The following is a 16,656-nucleotide window of genomic DNA, read 5'->3' as shown; positions in this document are numbered from 1 at the left end:
AGATAAATAAAAATTTACAAATTATTTAAACAAAAGCAAGTGAATACGTTAAGTTACAAAACTGTCTCTGCCAACAAGAACACCGTTAACAAAGAGTGGATCGTTGTTGACGCTGAAGGAGAGATTTTGGGGCGTTTGGCGAGCAACATCGCGAAAGTAATTCGTGGTAAGCACAAGCCTACATTCACCCCACACGTAGACTGTGGAGATAACGTTATTGTTATCAATGCAGACAAAATTAGATTGACAGGAAACAAATTAGGCGACAAAGTTTACGTACGCTACACTGGATACCCAGGTGGTCAACGTTTCGTTTCTCCTAAAGAGTTAATGGCAAAATTCCCTGAGCGCATCATTGAGAAAGCTGTTCGCGGTATGCTTCCTAAAAACCGTTTAGGTCGTCAATTGTTTAAAAACCTTTACGTTTATGCTGGTACTGAGCACAAACATGAAGCACAAAGTCCAAAACCAGTTAAATTTTAAGGAACATCGACATGTCAACAACTAACACTTCAGGAAGAAGAAAAACTGCTGTTGCCCGCATTTACTTAACTGCTGGTAGCGGAAACATTATCATAAACGGTAAAGACTACAAAGAGTATTTCCCGACATTACCTTTGCAATACATCGCTACTCAATCATTGAGCGTAGCGGGTGAATTAGCAAACTTTGATGTAAAAGTAAACGTTAACGGAGGTGGTGTTAAAGGTCAAGCAGAAGCTGTTCGCCTAGCGATCGCAAAAGCTTTGGTTGAGCTTAACCCAGAAGTTAAACCTGCATTACGCGCTAAAGGTTTAGTAACACGTGATGACCGTATGGTTGAACGTAAGAAACCAGGACGTCGTAAAGCTCGTAGAAGATTCCAATTCAGTAAACGTTAATCAAAGGAGGATCAAAAAATGGCAAGAACTACTTATCAAGATTTATTGGATGCAGGTGTGCACTTTGGTCACCTTACACGTAAATGGGATCCGAAAATGGCTAAGTACATTTTCATGGAGCGCAACGGTATCCACATCATTGACTTGAACAAAACTCTTACGAAATTAGAAGAAGCTGCTTCAGCTATCAAACAAATCGTAAAATCAGGTCGCAAAGTTTTATTCGTTGCAACGAAAAAACAAGCAAAAGAAATCATCGCACAACAAGCTAAAGAGGTTAACATGCCTTTTGTGACTGAGCGTTGGTTAGGTGGTATGCTTACAAACTTCGCTACAGTTCGTAAGTCTATCAAAAAAATGTCTAACATCGACAAAATGCAAAAAGACGGTACTTATGATGTATTGTCTAAGAAAGAAAAGTTGATGATTCAACGTGAGCGTATCAAATTAGAAAACCTTTTAGGAGGTATCGCTGATTTGAATCGTTTGCCAGCTGCTTTATTCATCATCGATGTGAAAAAAGAACACATCGCTGTTTCTGAAGCAATGAAATTGAACATCCCTACTTTCGCGATGGTAGATACAAACTCTGACCCTTCAAACATTGATTTCCCAATCCCTGCAAATGATGACGCTAGTAAATCTATTAGCTTAATCGCAAGCATCATTGGTCAAGCAATCCAAGAAGGTTTGGACGAGCGCAAACGCGACAAAGAAGAAGAAGCTGAAAAAGATGCTGCTGCTGCAAAAGCAAAAGTTGACAATAGTGAAGCTTCAGAAGCTAAACGTCCTCGCAAAGCGAAAGACGGAGAATAATATTTTTATTCCAAACCGGATAGCGTAGCGTTAGTTTCTGGAAAAGATTACTTTTCTTGAACTAGCCTATCTGTCCGGTTTTTTGGTTTAACAGCTCCCGATTATCAAGGAATGTTAAACTTCATATTAGCTTAACATGTTTTAAGTTAATATTGTACAAAATTTTCAGTAGTAAACAATAATAAAAAGAAATAAACATGTCAGTACAAATTTCTGCATCAGATGTAAACAAATTGCGTCAACAAACTGGCGCTGGTATGATGGATTGTAAAAAAGCTTTGGTTGAGTCTAATGGTGACTTTGAAGCTGCTGTAGATTACTTGCGCAAAAAAGGCGCTAAAGTAGCTGCTAGCCGTCAAGATCGCGACTCTAACGAAGGTGTTATCATCGCTAAAGCAACTGCAGATGGTAAATCAGGTATCGTAGTTGAAGTAAACTGTGAAACTGACTTCGTAGCTAAAAACTCAGATTTCGTAGCTTTCGCAGAAAAAATCGCAGACCTAGCGTTGAACAACAAACCTGCTTCTTTGGAAGAATTGAAAGGTTTGGAAATTGATGGCAAGAAAATCGCTGATGCTTTGATCGAGCAAACTGGTGTAATCGGTGAGAAAATTGACGTTTCTAAATACGAAACTATCACTGCAGAGAAAGTAATCGCTTATATCCACGGTAACTACCGTTTAGGTGTATTAGTAGGTCTTTCTGCTGACGCAGCTGGTGCTGAAGAAGCTGGTAAAGATGTTGCTATGCAAATCGCAGCGATGAACCCTATCGCAATCGATAAAGACGGTGTTGATCAAAACACAATTGAGCGTGAAATCGCTATCGCAAAAGAGCAAATCATTGCAGAAGGTAAACCAGCAGAGATGGCTGAGAAAATCGCTCAAGGTAAATTGAACAAATTCTTCAAAGACACTACGTTGTTGAACCAAGAATTTGTAAAAGATTCTTCTAAAAATATCGCTCAATTCTTAGATTCAGTTTCTAAAGGATTGACAGTAACTGCTTTCAAACGCGTACAATTAGGCGCATAAGCATATTTCCTTTCTAGCAATAGATCGAAAAAAAATAAAAACAGGGACTATTGACAAAATAGTCCCTGTTTTTATTTTTATAGGCGGTCAACCTCGTACAGTCCCATTCTCCTATTATTTGTTACTATCTCTCCGTTCCCCATCATTCCCGCTTTCCCAATAATTTATCTTCATCTTCCTTATGTTTGCCTAGCATTTGTTACGACCCTCAGGTTCCCTTATCATCCTATTAGCCCTCTCCTATCATTTACCACAATCACCTCCCCTGTCTTTCATCCATCACTTTTATTTTCATTCAAATTTATGTAACTTAATCATACATAAAAACGAAACAAGATATGGGCATGTTAAAAGAAGGTGCACTAAAAGGCAAACGCATTCTAATTACAGGTGGTGGTACTGGGCTAGGAAAAGCGATGACTGATTATTTCCTAGAGCTGGGTGCTTCGTGCTTGATCAGCAGCCGAAAGGATGATGTGATTCAACATACAGCAAAAGAACTATCCCAAAAACACCAAGGCACATGCCTGGCCATAGCTGGAGATGTACGTAATTATGAAGATGTCGAGCGTGTAGTAGCTTATGGCTACGAACAATTGGGGGGGATCGACATCCTAATCAACAATGCTGCAGGAAATTTTATATCCCCTACCGAGCGGCTTAGTCATCGTGCTTTTGAGTCTGTCATCGGAATTGTACTTCAGGGTAGTATAAATTACACATTAGCATTGGGCAAACGTTGGATTGAAAATAAGGACCAAAATAAAACGGTGCTTAGCATTGTAACGACTTACGCATGGACAGGATCTGGTTATGTTGTTCCTTCCGCGACAGCCAAGGCTGGTGTATTGGCTATGACAAGATCCCTTGCTGTTGAATGGGGAAAAAAAGGAATACGTTTAAATGCAATTGCCCCCGGTCCGTTTCAGACCTCAGGTGCCATGGAACGCCTACTACCAGGTGAATTAGGAGAACTACTATCTCCTACGAAACGGATTCCCTTAGGACGTTTGGGTCAATTAGACGAGCTGGCTGATCTTGCGGCGTATCTTGTATCGGATTATTCCAGCTACATTAATGGCGATGTCATAACAATAGATGGTGGAGAATGGTTAAAAGGCGCAGGAGAATTTAATGGTCTGGATATTATTCCTGAAGAACAATGGGATAATATCGAAAAAATGACGCGAAGTGCAAAAAGTACTTAGTCCTATTTCTGGAACCTACAACAGCACATTGTTTTCTTTAAGAAGTCAAAAGATATAATCAAAATAACGATATTTGGCTGTCATATCGATTATCATTCGATAAAACAAAATTTACAAGTACACAATGAATTTATCCTTTCTCCCCGAAAAAATCAAACATAAGCAAAAGATTGATCTAAGCGAACTAGGTTTTGATTTTGCATTGGCTTATATTTCGGAAGGCACGTTGGTATCAAAAAACAATGGTGCAAAATTTCTCAAAGAAAATCTGCTCTTCCTGAATACCGCTTCAGAAATACTTGAAAGTAAGAAAGATTCAAGTGTATTTATTTTATATTTTTCAAGCCATTACTTTAAAGATCTGCATCATATACAACAAAATTTTTGCTTATCTTACAATCCTCAGGATATTTTCAATTCAGAAACACTACGCAATAAAAGCCTGTCCCTTAAAAAGGAGAATAGAAAATTAATAGAAAAAGTAATCTCCTTAATCTATCAACAGGGAGAATCTGAAAATGCAGCGACCTCTACCTTTGTCTTTCATCAAGTGATGTCACTCTTTGCATTAATTGAAAATATATTAAAAGATCTGGATCTTCCGATCAATGAGTCCCGTGACATGTCTCAAGAAATAGAAGCTTATATCCAACAAAACATCTATTTCCCAGACAAGCTACAAATAAAAAATATAGCTGATCATTTTCAGATTTCGGCCAATTACTTCGGCGCCTTTTTTAAGAAAAAATACCAGAAAAGTTATAAACTGTATATAGACGATATTCGTACCCAACTTATCGAAGAAAGGTTGGCATCGAGCCAATACAGCATGAAACAGATTGTGGATGAACTAGGTTTTAACGATGAAAGTCACCTGACCAACTTTTATAAGAAAAAGAGAAATATAACCCCAAGTGCTTATAAAAAATCTAGAAAAACAGTCAGCTAGTTGTCAAGTTGAATGACACCATTGAGGTCATTATTTAGCGAACGTTGGATCGCTTCGTCGAGAATCAATATCTTCTGACCCTGGAGTGTACGTTCTTGTCCGCTACTGGTATTTGTCTGTGTCGAATTGAATGATTCCAATTTCATAGGGAAATAAATTGGGTTCTCATCTTCTGAACGCCCGATGGTCAATAAGATATTATACCCCTGTAGGCGCAAACTCTGTAATGTCTGATAATTTAAACGCTTGAAAATCATAATGGCCAAGATTTACTGTTACTATTAGTAACAATGATGTTTTCAATTTGTTTGCATTATCAGATAGAATTTTATGCCTTTATGATCACTATTTTAGCGAATTTATCAATTGCTAAAAAAAATATACTACATCCGGAGTCTTCTGATATTTTTTAAAACTTTTCACGCTGCTGCCTGTTGTATTATTGAAGATAAATCATAGGATTATGGCTAGCACGGAAGACAAAAAGACGAAGGGAAAAGTCGAAGCTGACTACTCTGATTCGGAGCAAAATCTAGCTTATAACAAAGATATGGACAGTTATGAGCTGGATGTGGACGATAATGATCCCGATTACGATCATCCGGCAAATTATGACACACTATCCGAAGGTGCAATAGATGATGACTCTACTTATGATAATTCAAATCCTTTTGTCGGAGATGAATACGCTGATCGTGAAAATTTAGAGGAAGATGAGTTAGAGGATGCACATATGCGAATCGAAAGTTTCAAGCACAATCGACTATCCCCTTTAGATAAAAAGCTGGCCCAAAATGAAGAAGATCTCAGAGATGATCTTGATGAAGAAGGATATCCAAAAAATGACAGGTAGTTTTCCAATTATAAAATAGTTTTGAAAGGAGTCTTAGGACTCCTTTTTTCTGAATAAATAAAGCCCGCAACTCTATATTTTTATGTAAGTTTACGTTAGAAGATTTAAATATATGGAAGGTTTGTTGCCGCTCATTCGTATCATTGACCTAAGAAAATCATACGGAACAAAAGAAATTTTAAAGGGAATCAATCTGGATATATTTCCAGGTCAGGTCATTGGCTATATAGGTCCCAATGGTGCAGGAAAGTCTACCACGGTCAAAATATTGACCGGATTGATTGAAGATTTCACCGGTAAAGTTGAGATCAATGGTATCGATATTCAAAAGGATCCCCTTTCCATAAAATCTCAACTCGGGTATGTTCCTGAAAATGCGGAACTTTACGAAGTATTGACCCCAATGGAATATCTCGATTTTGTCGGAAAATTATATGGTATGGAGGATCATACGATCCAGGAACGTTCCCTCAAATTATTAAGCGCATTCGGTCTAGCCGTAAATGCAAATAATAGAATGGATACCTTTTCCAAAGGTATGCGTCAGAAGGTGCTCCTTATATCCGGTATTATCCATAATCCGCAGATCATCATCCTGGATGAGCCCCTGTCTGGGCTAGATGCCAATGCGGTAATCTTCGTGAAGGAACTCATATCATTACTCGCCAAAGAAGGTAAGACTATTTTTTACTGCTCACACATGATGGATGTCGTTGAAAAAGTATCCGATCGAATCCTCCTGATCAGTCAGGGGAGTATTATTGCGGATGGAACGATTGACGAATTGAAGTCAAATCCCAACGAATCACTTGAGCACATATTTGCAAAATTAACCAATACCGACAACGATGCATTGGATGCATCTGACATCATCACCGCTATTCAATAATATGGAAAGATATATCTTACGATTTATTCTTCTATTTAGGGGAGTATGGGAAAATTTGGGAGTAAACTTTGCACAGTTTAAAATTATTTTAGAGACTAAAGTTACCCTAGATAACAGAAAGCCAATCACATTTAAGAAACGGAATACAGGAAAGTCTTCCTCTTCGTCCTCTATTATACAGTTTATCTTGTATATGATCATTGGTTTGATGTTCATGGTTATTCTAATTCTAATTCCGGATCGCTACTTAGCTCTTTCAATTATGCTACTTTGTTTTATCAGCATGCTGAGCATTACATTAGTGTCGGACTTTTCGCCCATACTTTTGGATACCAGGGATCAATACATCATTATGCCCAAGCCGGTCAACGATCGAACGATAGCATTATCGCGAATAACATTTATTGCCATTAAACTTTTCAATCAGGTCATTGCATTATGCTTGCCACTTTTAATCTATGTGTTCTTCAACTGGGATATTATCGCCATTTTTCTACTGGTTGTACAACTGCTATTAAGCACACTTGTAGCATTGGTATTCGTCAACGGCTTCTATCTAATAAGCATCAAATATCTACCCATCCAAAAATTTAAAGACATTATTACCTATCTACAAATTGGGCTTTCAATGATCATTTTTTTAGCCTATTACCTTGGCCCCAATCTGATTCAAACAATCGTTGAGTCTCAATTGACCATTGAACAGCTCAAATTCCTTTGGTTATTTCCCAGTACCTGGATTGCTTCTTTTCAATCTCTGCTTTTGGGTGACCATAGTCTACAGATCATCCTATTTTCTGTTTTGGGTATAGCTGTTCCGCTCTTTGGGATCTATGCTTGTACACAGTTGTTTTCTAGGGGTTTTAACGCAAAAATAGCCGCTCTAGCCAGTGCAGATGCACCTTTACCTGAATCAACAAAAGTGATTTCGCAAAACCTCACAAAACGCCCTTTATATAAAAAATTAGGAACAAAGCTGTGCTCATCTCCTCTTGAAGAGGCTGGGTTTAGTATTGTATGGCTTATAAGTTCAAAAACAAGGGAATTTAAGCAGCAGCTTTACCCCTCTTTGGCCTATTTACCCATCTATTTTGTATTTCTATTTTTACGGACTGGTGAAGGCTTGCCGACAAGAGAAAAACTGGTTAAGTTAGGGGAATCTGGCTTATATATTGTTATGTTTTACCTCTCACTACTAACCATATTGACTGTATTTCAGCTGATCACACAGAGCAATAAATATAAGGCCGCTTGGATCTATTATGTCACGCCAATAGATCGTCCGGGACAATTTATGACCGGTGTACTTAAAGCATGTCTTATTAAATACGTACTACCATTTAATGTTCTATTTCTTTGCATTTGTGTTCCTCTATTCGGTATCAGCTCCATAAATGACTTATTGCTTTCGTCGGCTGTTGGCGGAATAGAAAGTATCTTGATCATGCTCTTTCTCGTAAAAAACTACCCTTTTTCCAAAGCGAGTCAATCCAGTTCCAAAGCACTGGTCAACTTATTGATCTTAGGTTTACTCGGACTTTTGGGCTATCTTCATAAAGTTATCTTTCAGTATGAACTATTGATTTGGGGGCTGGCAGTACTCGGCTGGATATTGTTTTTTATCATGCTCAAATATTTACAAAAAGAGGATTGGAAAAGCCTGGCCTTTGATGATAATTAAGAAATTACCATGAATACACAGGCTCCAGAAAATGGGGCCTGTGTATTTCACGACTACTTTTTATTGATCCGTCCTTTAAACTGACTGATACCATCCATAAAAGCTTCTACAATTATCCTTCCTTTAGGAAGATGATTAAGATCATAGTTGAATATTGCATTCTTAACAGCTTTATATTCATGCTTTTGCCATAGCACACCGTCAACCTTTATCCGCACGGTCATATCGCTCTGCTTATTGGATACCACATTTAACTGCGTTTGGTCAACCACCGATCTTGGATACAGGGAGAATGCATATTGAGCCTTTGTTGTATCCATTTCAAATCCCGGAACAGCCTTAAAACTAAACATTTCACCCACTCCACAATCACTTTCAAATGCATGAATAAGGTTTCCTTTCAGGTCGAAGATGCGAAGATAACCATCTCCGTTTTCGGGTTGTGCCCAAAACTGTAGTCCATTTCCAGCGGTATCTATTAGGCGAAAGGAGTAATTGCCTGCAGCAAGGCGTATCGTATCAGTATAAAGCGTGAGCGCAGTCAACTGTGCTGCCTTCTTTTGGAAAACGGTATCCTGCTGAGCATTTATTAAAGAAATACTATTGTCTTGAGGTGCTTTATTTGTAAGAAATTTCACAACAAATTCATTGGGAAATTTCTCTGGTGCTGTAAAAACAACGTCCATTTCATTGTCTTCTGACCATGCATCTTTCTTACCATTCGGTTTGATAAGCGCCACATGAAAGACATTTTCACCATCTTTTTCCTGAATTTCCCCTGGTAGCAATACATCTGCCACTTGATTAAAAGAAAGATTTCCCTTCCAATGAAATGTTTTAGCAGGAAATCCCTTAGTTCCATACACAATTGTAAGCGAATGCAACGGATCTGCCCCGAGGTTTCTGAAAGATATCCGTGGGCCAGAACTGGCTGGGTTTAATCTCGAAAAACGTTGCTCGTCGTTTGGTACCATAATAGATTCAACGGCTGCATCTATTTTTTGCTTGGGTTTCGAATAATGAAACAAGTAAGCTGAGATATTTTCAACCGCCTGTATATTGCTTGAAGCAGTATAGGGTTCCATTCGCAGTGCTGCAGTATGCTGGCCCGGCTTTGTGAATATATCGATTACATCAGGTTGCTGCAGATCACCGGGACACCAATACGCCCGGTCAAAGATCCATGTCCCGCCTTGCGGGTATAAAGGGTTATCGCCACACTTTTTCCACATATCCCGCAGGTCAACGACCTTTCCGTCGAGCATGAGTTCACGCCATCGTGTACAAAACTCACTGCAACCACGAGGTTTGTCCATACCATGTCCTGTATGCTGAATACGTATACGGCTTAAGGCTGCTTGCCCAAGCGATTCGTAAGTTACCGGCAATAAATTCTCCTCTATCTTCTCGTTGGGATCGCCATATTTATAGCCCTTATTCCACAAAGGTGTTATACCAAGAGGTGTAACAACTGGAGGTCCTGATAGAATTTCGAAATCTATGCTAAGTGCCCAACCGACTGTTTTATCCTCAAAACCCGAGTGTACATATACAATCTCAACGCTATCTCGCAAAAAAGGAGCAAAGTCAGTCACATCCACCTGCCATTTCCAGTTCCACCCTTTGTTGTAAATACTCCCATAAGGGGTAAGCATCCGGCCCAATTCATAATTCAGCGCCTTTCCTTTCGCTCCTCCTTTGCGTCTCAACACGATATGATCCAGATAATCCCAATGTGCAGTGTTTAAGCTATCAGGACTTCCCAAAGTGACATGCATGGTTATTTTTCTTACGGGGTATTCGGCCTTGGGAAATACCCCCCATGCTGGATAAGGATTTTCACCCTTAGCAGCATCACAAATAATAGTAGTACGGTTGTGCGTGACAACATGGCTTATTGCTTTCTTTTGCGCAATAGCATGATAACCGATGATAAGCCACACTAGAATAAGAATAGGTCTGAAATTCATTATAGTAAAAAATAATAGGTAAGAAACCGCATAAATATACATGAATTTAATGTCACAACCTATCATCAGGATGCATCAGGCGTGATATACGTGGGAATTGTGTTACAAAACAAAGCTTGATCGCCAACATATGGTCATTGCTAGGCAACCTTTAGGGTGAAATCGCATTGTATAACATCAGATCACTAACACGTAATCCAGCGGATCCTTTAGTACCCAAGTGTTAGAGCCTAAACAAGAGACACTCTTAAAGAAAATTCCCAAAAAATGCTGTGCTAATCTAAGGTTATTTCAAAAATGGTTCAAAAAAAAGGAAAATCTGTATTAGACTTTCCTTTTTATAGTAGCGGGGAGCAGGATCGAACTGCCGACCTCAGGGTTATGAATCCTGCGCTCTAACCATCTGAGCCACCCCGCCGTTTCGGTATGCAAATATACCACTTCGCCTGTCAATTCAAAAGATTTTTTTATTTTTTTTAGCGATTTATCCTATTCAAAAATCATTATAACACACAACAAACTCATTCTTAACGAAGTAAAATAGCGTTTCCGTTAAGAAAAAATTCGGGATAAGATTTGGACGATTTTAATTTCAAATATTTGCGAAAAAGCCTCCAACTTTTCACAAAAAAACTTGCAATAACAAAATAAATATGTATTATTACAAATAATAAGTTTATGCAATAAAAAGCAAAATGGGAAGAGATTTGTAGCGGGGAGCAGAATCGAACTGCCGACCTTTGGGTTATGAATCCAACGCTCTAACCATCTGAGCTACCCCGCCATTTTGGGAATGCAAATATAGCTTATTTTTGATTTAAACAAACTAAAATTTAAAAAAACATTTTTATGGCAGATAAAATAAAATTCCAACTAGAATATATCATCAACTCTTCACCTAGAATTTTATTTCCGTATTTGCAAGAACCAAACGAACTGGCACAATGGTTTGCAGACGATGTAAACTACAAAGACACTGTTTACACCTTCATTTGGGACGATGAACCGCATCGCGCAAAAATCGTTGCATCAAAAGAAAACAAATCAGTGCGTTTTAAGTGGCTCGATGATGATCCTTATTTCTTTGATCTAGAGATCGATCAAGATGAGCTGACAAACGACGTCGCACTTAAAATTATAGATTTTGCTAAAGAAGAGGACTTGGAAAACAGAAAATTAATCTGGAAAAATTCAATCGTCTATCTTCAAAGTGTTATAGGTGCATAAAAAAACCTATCTTTGCAATATATTTTCACCAAGGGCTCTAAAAGAGCTCCTTGGCTGGAAGATGCTTTAATGTAAAGGCATCAATTTGCTTAGCGTCACGGATGAAAAAGGTTCATTTACTTATTCTTCAAGCTTTCATTAAACCATTCATTGTCACATTTTTTATTGTGATGTTTGTGTTATTGATGCTTTTCCTATTTAAATACATCGATGATTTGATCGGAAAAGGATTTGAATGGTACACCATTATGGAGCTTATTGGGTATCAATGCATTGTTCAAATTCAAATGGCGATGCCCTTATCCATGTTATTGTCTTCCATTATGACCTTTGGAAACTTGGGGGAAAGCTATGAGCTTGTGGCCATCAAAGCAGCAGGCGTATCTTTACGCAAAGCCATGACTCCTCTATTTATACTTGTGGCAATTTTTGCTACGAGTTCCTTTCTATTTTCCGATTACATTTTACCAGTGGTCAACCTAAAAATGGGCACCTTGCTGACAGATGTACGGAATAAAAAGGCTGACTTTCTGATCAAACCCGGCATTTTCAACAATACGATTCCAGGATACTCCATTCGTGCAAGAGGCAAAAATAAGGAAGGAACGATTCTCTATGACTTAATGATCTATGATCATCGAGGTGGTAATACAGCCAACAATGTGCTAATGGCAAAAGAAGGGTACATTTATAACTCACCGGACAATAGTTATATGATCCTCAAATTGAAGGACGGTATACGCTATGAAGAGTCGCGCACAAAGAACTCGAAAACTTACGATCCACGTCAGCAATTTACACGATTTAAGTTTAAGGAAACAGAACAGAAGTTCGACATGGGTAGCTTTCAACAAGGTAAAACAGATGAAAGTCTTTTCAAGAGCCATCATGCGATGTTAAATCTTAGGCAACTGGATATGTACATTGACTCCAACCATATTAAAATCGACAGTATGGGTAAAGCAATTACAAGAACTCTTGATACGCGCTATAATATCTATTCGAAGTATTTCAGTGCAAATCAACCTGGCCTGCCAAAGGTAAAAGAAGCGAAGATCAAACCTTATAAAGATTTAGTAGCGGATCTTGTACCTCCTGAACAACGGACACAGATCACCATGAATGCCCTGAGCCAGCTAAACTATTTAAAAGAGGATCTCAACAGCCGCACCCTTGAATTTAAAGATTACAAAACAAAAGATATACGTTATCGCATTGAATGGCATAGAAAGTTCACATTGGCCGTATCTTGTCTACTGCTATTTGCCATTGGAGCGCCTTTAGGTGCCATTATTAGAAAGGGAGGTCTCGGACTCCCGGTCGTTATGGCCATTATCTTTTTCTTAATCTATCATATCATCTCTACAGTGTCGGAAAAAACGGCTAAAGATGGTGCTATATCTTCGGCTGTAGGTATGTGGATGGCTATTATCATATTAGCTCCCCTTGCTGCATTTTTAACCTATAAATCGACTACAGATTCGGCTTTGTTTGATATTGATCAGTACAAATTAAAAGCAGAAGCGGCCTGGAAATGGATCAAAGAGAAATTTGGTAAAAAGAATAAATTAAAGGAGTCACATTAGATTTGTGACAACGCCATTATAAATAAAATTAGATTCTACACTAACTTTGTATCAATACAATATAACAATTAAATGGAATTCAAATTAAACACGATCGAAGAAGCGATCGCTGATATACAAGCAGGAAAAGTAGTTATCGTCGTAGATGACGAAGATCGTGAAAATGAAGGTGATTTTATCACCGCAGCCCGCAACGCAACTCCCGAAATTATCAACTTTATGGCAACTCATGGCCGGGGTTTGGTATGTGCTCCTATCACCAAGGAAAGAGCAGATGCTTTGCATCTTGACCTGATGGTGGGGCAAAATACAGCGGTCTATGAAACTAATTTTACCGTTTCTATTGACTTACAAGGATACGGTTGTACAACAGGGATCTCTGCTTCTGATCGTTCAAAGACGATCAAGGCAATGATAGACCCAAATATTCACTACGAAGAGTTGGGTAGACCTGGTCATATCTTTCCATTGATTGCTAAAGATGGTGGTGTACTACGTCGTACAGGACATACCGAAGCAACTGTTGACCTTGCTCGTCTGGCAGGTTTTGAACCAGCAGGTGTATTGGTCGAGATCTTAAAAGAAGATGGTGAAATGGCTAGACTACCAGAATTAATGGAAGTAGCCAAAAAATTTGATTTAAAAATCATCAGTATTGAGGACCTTATTGAATACCGTTTAAAACACGATTCATTGATTAATGAAGAGGTGACTGTCAATATGCCTACACAATATGGTGATTTTCAAATGAAAGCCTTTACTCAAAAAGATACTGGTGAACAACATCTTGCCCTTTATAAAGGTGAGTGGAATGAAGATGAACCTATTCTTGTTCGTGTACATAGCTCCTGTGTGACCGGTGATATTTTTGGATCTTGCCGTTGTGATTGTGGACCTCAGCTTCATAAAGCGATGGAGATGATCCAAAACGAAGGAAAAGGTGTGATTGTCTATATGAATCAGGAAGGCCGTGGTATTGGACTGATCAATAAATTGCACGCTTACAAATTACAAGAGAATGGTTTGGATACCGTTGATGCCAATGCCCAACTTGGATTTAAAGCTGATTTGAGAGACTATGGTGTTGGTGCACAAATCCTTAGAAATCTAGGGGTAACAAAAATGCGTTTGATGTCCAATAACCCAACAAAACGTGCAGGATTGGTCGGCTATGGGCTGGAAATCGTAGAAAACGTTCCTATTGAAATCACCGCGAACCCCTACAACGAGGAATATTTACGAACAAAAAGGGATCGTATGGGACATACCATTATGAAGAACTTGTAATAAAGATCAAAAAGAATATTTCAGAAGCGGTGTTTTTCATAGAAACACCGCTTTTTTTATGAAAGTTTCTATTTTTTATTGATTCGTATTTTTCGCTAAGGGTATCAATGAACTCACTATGCTCGGTTTATTGGCCAGAAAAAAACTTCAATAGATTTTCATTGCTGTCGATGCTCGTGAAAGCATGAAGGTTTTATAAAAGATGTGATGTTATCATGGCAGTTCTTTCAGTAAATAGAAGTAACTTTATATTAATGAATACGCAAGGGAAACATATCATCTTTTTTGACGGTGATTGCTTAGTTTGTAATCGTTTTGTTCAAATCCTATTGAAAATAGACTCAAATAATAGGCTTCTATTTAGTTCCTTACAGTCTGACTTCGCTAAAAATAATTTACACTCTATTCCAAAAAATATAGATTCTATTGTTTATATATCTCCTAGCGGTACTTATATAAAGAGTGAAGCCATATTGAATATCTGCAAAACATTGGGTCTTCCCTATTCAATCGTCTATTTTCTCAAAATACTACCAAAAAAGTGGCGGGACTTGGGCTACGACTATTTTGCAAAAAATCGCTACAAATGGTTTGGAACAAATAAGTATTGCGCAGTTCCCAACGAACAGCAACGGAAAAAATTCGTCTAAGCAAAGTTTCCCGTAAAATTGCTTGTTTGCGAAACAATAGGCGATAGAATATTGTTCCAAAAGCAGCTGATGTACCAAATAATCCAAGGTAATATATCAGCAAGTATAAATAAATACAGGTCACAAACAGCAGCAATGGCTTGTAAAAAACAAAAAATAATAATTCCAATGAAAAATCCACTTTTAATTGACAGAGCCTATATAAACGGAAAATTTATCACATCAAAAAACACATTTGATGTTGTCAACCCCGCCACTGGAAAAACAATTGCAGCTTTACCCGATCTGAAAGTTACAGATTGTACAAAAGCCATACAAGCGGCTGACAAAGCCTGGAAAAGCTGGAAAAATACAACAATTTCGGAACGATGTCTTATTGTTCGCAATTGGTACAATCTCATTCAACAAAATAAAGACCTACTTGCTGAAATTATGACACTTGAGAGTGGAAAACCGCTCAATGAGTCGAAAGTAGAAGTAGATTACGGGAATTCATTTGTTGAATGGTTTGCCGAGGAGGGTAAGAGAGCCTATGGGGAAACGATTCCCGCTCAGAAAAAAGGGGTAAGAATGATGACAATCCGACAAGGTGTCGGGGTCGTTGCGGCAATTACGCCCTGGAATTTCCCTTTGGCCATGATCACCCGAAAGGTCGCTCCGGCGCTTGTAGCGGGCTGTACGGTAGTCCTCAAACCCGCATCCCAAACACCTTTATCCGCAATCGCATTGGTCAAACTCGCCGAAGAAGCAGGTCTGCCAAAAGGAGTCTTTAATGTCATTACCGGAAAGGATAGTGCTGGTATCGGAAAGGAACTTGCCACAAATGATCTTGTCCGTAAAATTTCTTTTACAGGCTCTACTGAGGTCGGTAGGACGTTGATCGAACAATCAGCCTCAAACATTAAGAAAGTCTCCATGGAACTCGGCGGAAATGCTCCATTCCTTGTATTTAGTGACGCAGATATTGACGCCGCAGTGGAAGGTGCTATTGCTGGTAAGTTCCGAAACTCCGGACAAACTTGCGTTTCTATCAACCGCTTCTTAGTCCAAGAAGACGTCTACGACGAATTCGCTACAAAATTAGCCCGTGCTGTGGGTCAATTAAAGGTGGGCAATGGACTCGACAAAGGTGTTCAGGTAGGGCCATTGATCAATGCCAAAGGTTTAGAAAAAGTACAGCATCATGTTCAAGATGCTTTGAATCACGGGGCAGAATTGGCCGCTGGTGGACATGTGATCAAAGGTCTGTTTTTCCAACCTACAGTCCTTACCAATATCCCTAAAGAGGCACTGATATTTCACGAAGAAACTTTTGGCCCAGTTTGCGCATTGTTTAGTTTCAAAACAGAAGAAGATGGTATAGCCATGGCCAATCACACCGAATTTGGCCTTGCCTCCTATTTCTACAGTACCAATATCAATCGCTGCTTTCGTGTGGCGGAACAACTTGAGGCAGGTATGGTAGGTGTTAACACAGGATTAATATCGAATGCTACAGCTCCTTTTGGTGGGGTAAAACAATCTGGCGTCGGTCGTGAAGGATCAAAACATGGACTCGATGAATACATGGAATTGAAGTATATCTGTTTCGCGGAATAGATACGATATAGCTGAGGTTACATTTT

General features: G+C 38.8%; 16 protein-coding genes and 2 tRNA genes. 14 read left to right on the top strand and 4 right to left on the bottom strand.

What is annotated here, in order from left to right; all coding sequences use genetic code 11:
- The first annotated feature begins 39 nt into the window (after positions 1–39).
- From rplM to ABFX33_RS23710, 6 genes are all read left to right on the top strand, one after another.
- Positions 40–483 (top strand): 50S ribosomal protein L13, encoded by a 444-nt coding sequence (gene rplM, locus ABFX33_RS23735; protein ID WP_120262245.1) that lies wholly within the window; start codon positions 40–42, stop codon positions 481–483.
- Between the two features lie 11 nt (positions 484–494).
- Positions 495–881 carry a 30S ribosomal protein S9 gene (gene rpsI / locus ABFX33_RS23730; RefSeq protein ID WP_077437656.1) on the top strand — a complete coding sequence of 129 codons (387 nt, stop codon included), beginning with the start codon at positions 495–497 and terminating at the stop codon, positions 879–881.
- A gap of 18 nt (positions 882–899) precedes the next feature.
- Positions 900–1,697, top strand: coding sequence for a 30S ribosomal protein S2 (gene rpsB, locus ABFX33_RS23725; protein WP_104385702.1), 798 nt, complete (start codon positions 900–902; stop codon positions 1,695–1,697).
- Positions 1,698–1,894: 197 nt separating this feature from the next.
- On the top strand, positions 1,895–2,731 hold the full coding sequence (gene tsf / locus ABFX33_RS23720) for a translation elongation factor Ts (RefSeq protein WP_120262244.1): 837 nt from the start codon (positions 1,895–1,897) through the stop codon (positions 2,729–2,731).
- 344 nt (positions 2,732–3,075) lie between these two features.
- The gene (locus tag ABFX33_RS23715; RefSeq protein WP_346088967.1) at positions 3,076–3,939 is read left to right on the top strand and encodes an SDR family oxidoreductase; all 864 of its coding nucleotides are present in this window, start codon (positions 3,076–3,078) and stop codon (positions 3,937–3,939) included.
- 124 nt (positions 3,940–4,063) lie between these two features.
- Positions 4,064–4,888, top strand: a complete 825-nt coding sequence (locus tag ABFX33_RS23710; RefSeq protein ID WP_257087437.1) for a helix-turn-helix domain-containing protein — start codon at positions 4,064–4,066, stop codon at positions 4,886–4,888.
- Here ABFX33_RS23710 and ABFX33_RS23705 read toward each other — a convergent pair.
- Entirely contained in the window at positions 4,885–5,145 is a 261-nt protein-coding gene (locus tag ABFX33_RS23705) for a hypothetical protein (protein WP_120262242.1), read from the bottom strand. The two genes, ABFX33_RS23710 and ABFX33_RS23705, sit on opposite strands and share 4 nt — an antisense overlap.
- Before the next feature lie 206 nt (positions 5,146–5,351).
- Here ABFX33_RS23705 and ABFX33_RS23700 point away from each other — a divergent pair, with 206 nt between their 5' ends.
- The 3 genes from ABFX33_RS23700 (at position 5,352) to ABFX33_RS23690 (ending at position 8,311) form a co-directional block, all read left to right on the top strand.
- A complete protein-coding gene (locus ABFX33_RS23700; protein WP_346088681.1) occupies positions 5,352–5,741 on the top strand; it encodes a hypothetical protein in 390 nt (129 codons plus the stop codon).
- 112 nt (positions 5,742–5,853) lie between these two features.
- Positions 5,854–6,630, top strand: coding sequence for an ABC transporter ATP-binding protein (locus ABFX33_RS23695; RefSeq protein ID WP_257087435.1), 777 nt, complete (start codon positions 5,854–5,856; stop codon positions 6,628–6,630).
- Between the two features lies 1 nt (position 6,631).
- Complete coding sequence (locus tag ABFX33_RS23690; protein WP_346088679.1) at positions 6,632–8,311, top strand: hypothetical protein; 1,680 nt, start codon at positions 6,632–6,634, stop codon at positions 8,309–8,311.
- A 53-nt stretch (positions 8,312–8,364) separates the two neighbouring features.
- Here ABFX33_RS23690 and ABFX33_RS23685 read toward each other — a convergent pair whose 3' ends face one another.
- The 3 genes from ABFX33_RS23685 to ABFX33_RS23675 form a co-directional block, all read right to left on the bottom strand.
- A complete protein-coding gene (locus tag ABFX33_RS23685; protein WP_346088678.1) occupies positions 8,365–10,281 on the bottom strand; it encodes a peptide-N-glycosidase F-related protein in 1,917 nt (638 codons plus the stop codon).
- A 344-nt stretch (positions 10,282–10,625) separates the two neighbouring features.
- Positions 10,626–10,699 (bottom strand) — tRNA-Met (locus ABFX33_RS23680).
- A gap of 292 nt (positions 10,700–10,991) precedes the next feature.
- Positions 10,992–11,065: transfer RNA gene (locus ABFX33_RS23675), tRNA-Met, on the bottom strand.
- Between the two features lie 65 nt (positions 11,066–11,130).
- Between ABFX33_RS23675 and ABFX33_RS23670 the strand changes: the two genes are divergently transcribed.
- The 5 genes from ABFX33_RS23670 (at position 11,131) to ABFX33_RS23655 (ending at position 16,630) form a co-directional block, all read left to right on the top strand.
- Positions 11,131–11,508, top strand: coding sequence for an START-like domain-containing protein (locus ABFX33_RS23670; protein WP_120262237.1), 378 nt, complete (start codon positions 11,131–11,133; stop codon positions 11,506–11,508).
- A gap of 101 nt (positions 11,509–11,609) precedes the next feature.
- The gene (locus ABFX33_RS23665; RefSeq protein WP_346088676.1) at positions 11,610–13,094 is read left to right on the top strand and encodes an LptF/LptG family permease; all 1,485 of its coding nucleotides are present in this window, start codon (positions 11,610–11,612) and stop codon (positions 13,092–13,094) included.
- A 72-nt stretch (positions 13,095–13,166) separates the two neighbouring features.
- On the top strand, positions 13,167–14,381 hold the full coding sequence (locus tag ABFX33_RS23660) for a bifunctional 3,4-dihydroxy-2-butanone-4-phosphate synthase/GTP cyclohydrolase II (protein ID WP_346088674.1): 1,215 nt from the start codon (positions 13,167–13,169) through the stop codon (positions 14,379–14,381).
- A gap of 215 nt (positions 14,382–14,596) precedes the next feature.
- The gene (locus ABFX33_RS26780; protein WP_428835662.1) at positions 14,597–15,031 is read left to right on the top strand and encodes a thiol-disulfide oxidoreductase DCC family protein; all 435 of its coding nucleotides are present in this window, start codon (positions 14,597–14,599) and stop codon (positions 15,029–15,031) included.
- A 168-nt stretch (positions 15,032–15,199) separates the two neighbouring features.
- Positions 15,200–16,630 carry an NAD-dependent succinate-semialdehyde dehydrogenase gene (locus tag ABFX33_RS23655; RefSeq protein WP_346088672.1) on the top strand — a complete coding sequence of 477 codons (1,431 nt, stop codon included), beginning with the start codon at positions 15,200–15,202 and terminating at the stop codon, positions 16,628–16,630.
- Positions 16,631–16,656 lie beyond the last annotated feature (26 nt).

The sequence above is a fragment of the Sphingobacterium ginsenosidimutans genome (assembly GCF_039536865.1).
Taxonomy (GTDB): Bacteria; Bacteroidota; Bacteroidia; order Sphingobacteriales; family Sphingobacteriaceae; genus Sphingobacterium; species Sphingobacterium detergens.
Note: the sequence above shows the minus strand (reverse complement) of the source record. Positions and strands in the feature narration are given on the sequence as shown.

Excerpts from the sequence above, each read along its gene's own strand:
- ABFX33_RS23655 (WP_346088672.1), top strand. The coding sequence starts at position 15,200 with ATGAAAAATCCACTTTTAATTGACAGAGCCTATATAAACGGAAAATTT.
- ABFX33_RS23695 (WP_257087435.1), top strand. The coding sequence starts at position 5,854 with ATGGAAGGTTTGTTGCCGCTCATTCGTATCATTGACCTAAGAAAATCA.
- ABFX33_RS23715 (WP_346088967.1), top strand. The coding sequence starts at position 3,076 with ATGTTAAAAGAAGGTGCACTAAAAGGCAAACGCATTCTAATTACAGGT.
- tsf (WP_120262244.1), top strand. The coding sequence starts at position 1,895 with ATGTCAGTACAAATTTCTGCATCAGATGTAAACAAATTGCGTCAACAA.
- ABFX33_RS23670 (WP_120262237.1), top strand. The coding sequence starts at position 11,131 with ATGGCAGATAAAATAAAATTCCAACTAGAATATATCATCAACTCTTCA.
- ABFX33_RS23665 (WP_346088676.1), top strand. The coding sequence starts at position 11,610 with ATGAAAAAGGTTCATTTACTTATTCTTCAAGCTTTCATTAAACCATTC.
- ABFX33_RS23685 (WP_346088678.1), bottom strand. The coding sequence starts at position 10,281 with ATGAATTTCAGACCTATTCTTATTCTAGTGTGGCTTATCATCGGTTAT.
- ABFX33_RS23690 (WP_346088679.1), top strand. The coding sequence starts at position 6,632 with ATGGAAAGATATATCTTACGATTTATTCTTCTATTTAGGGGAGTATGG.
- ABFX33_RS26780 (WP_428835662.1), top strand. The coding sequence starts at position 14,597 with ATGGCAGTTCTTTCAGTAAATAGAAGTAACTTTATATTAATGAATACG.
- ABFX33_RS23705 (WP_120262242.1), bottom strand. The coding sequence starts at position 5,145 with ATGATTTTCAAGCGTTTAAATTATCAGACATTACAGAGTTTGCGCCTA.
- ABFX33_RS23700 (WP_346088681.1), top strand. The coding sequence starts at position 5,352 with ATGGCTAGCACGGAAGACAAAAAGACGAAGGGAAAAGTCGAAGCTGAC.
- ABFX33_RS23710 (WP_257087437.1), top strand. The coding sequence starts at position 4,064 with ATGAATTTATCCTTTCTCCCCGAAAAAATCAAACATAAGCAAAAGATT.
- rpsI (WP_077437656.1), top strand. The coding sequence starts at position 495 with ATGTCAACAACTAACACTTCAGGAAGAAGAAAAACTGCTGTTGCCCGC.
- ABFX33_RS23660 (WP_346088674.1), top strand. The coding sequence starts at position 13,167 with ATGGAATTCAAATTAAACACGATCGAAGAAGCGATCGCTGATATACAA.
- rpsB (WP_104385702.1), top strand. The coding sequence starts at position 900 with ATGGCAAGAACTACTTATCAAGATTTATTGGATGCAGGTGTGCACTTT.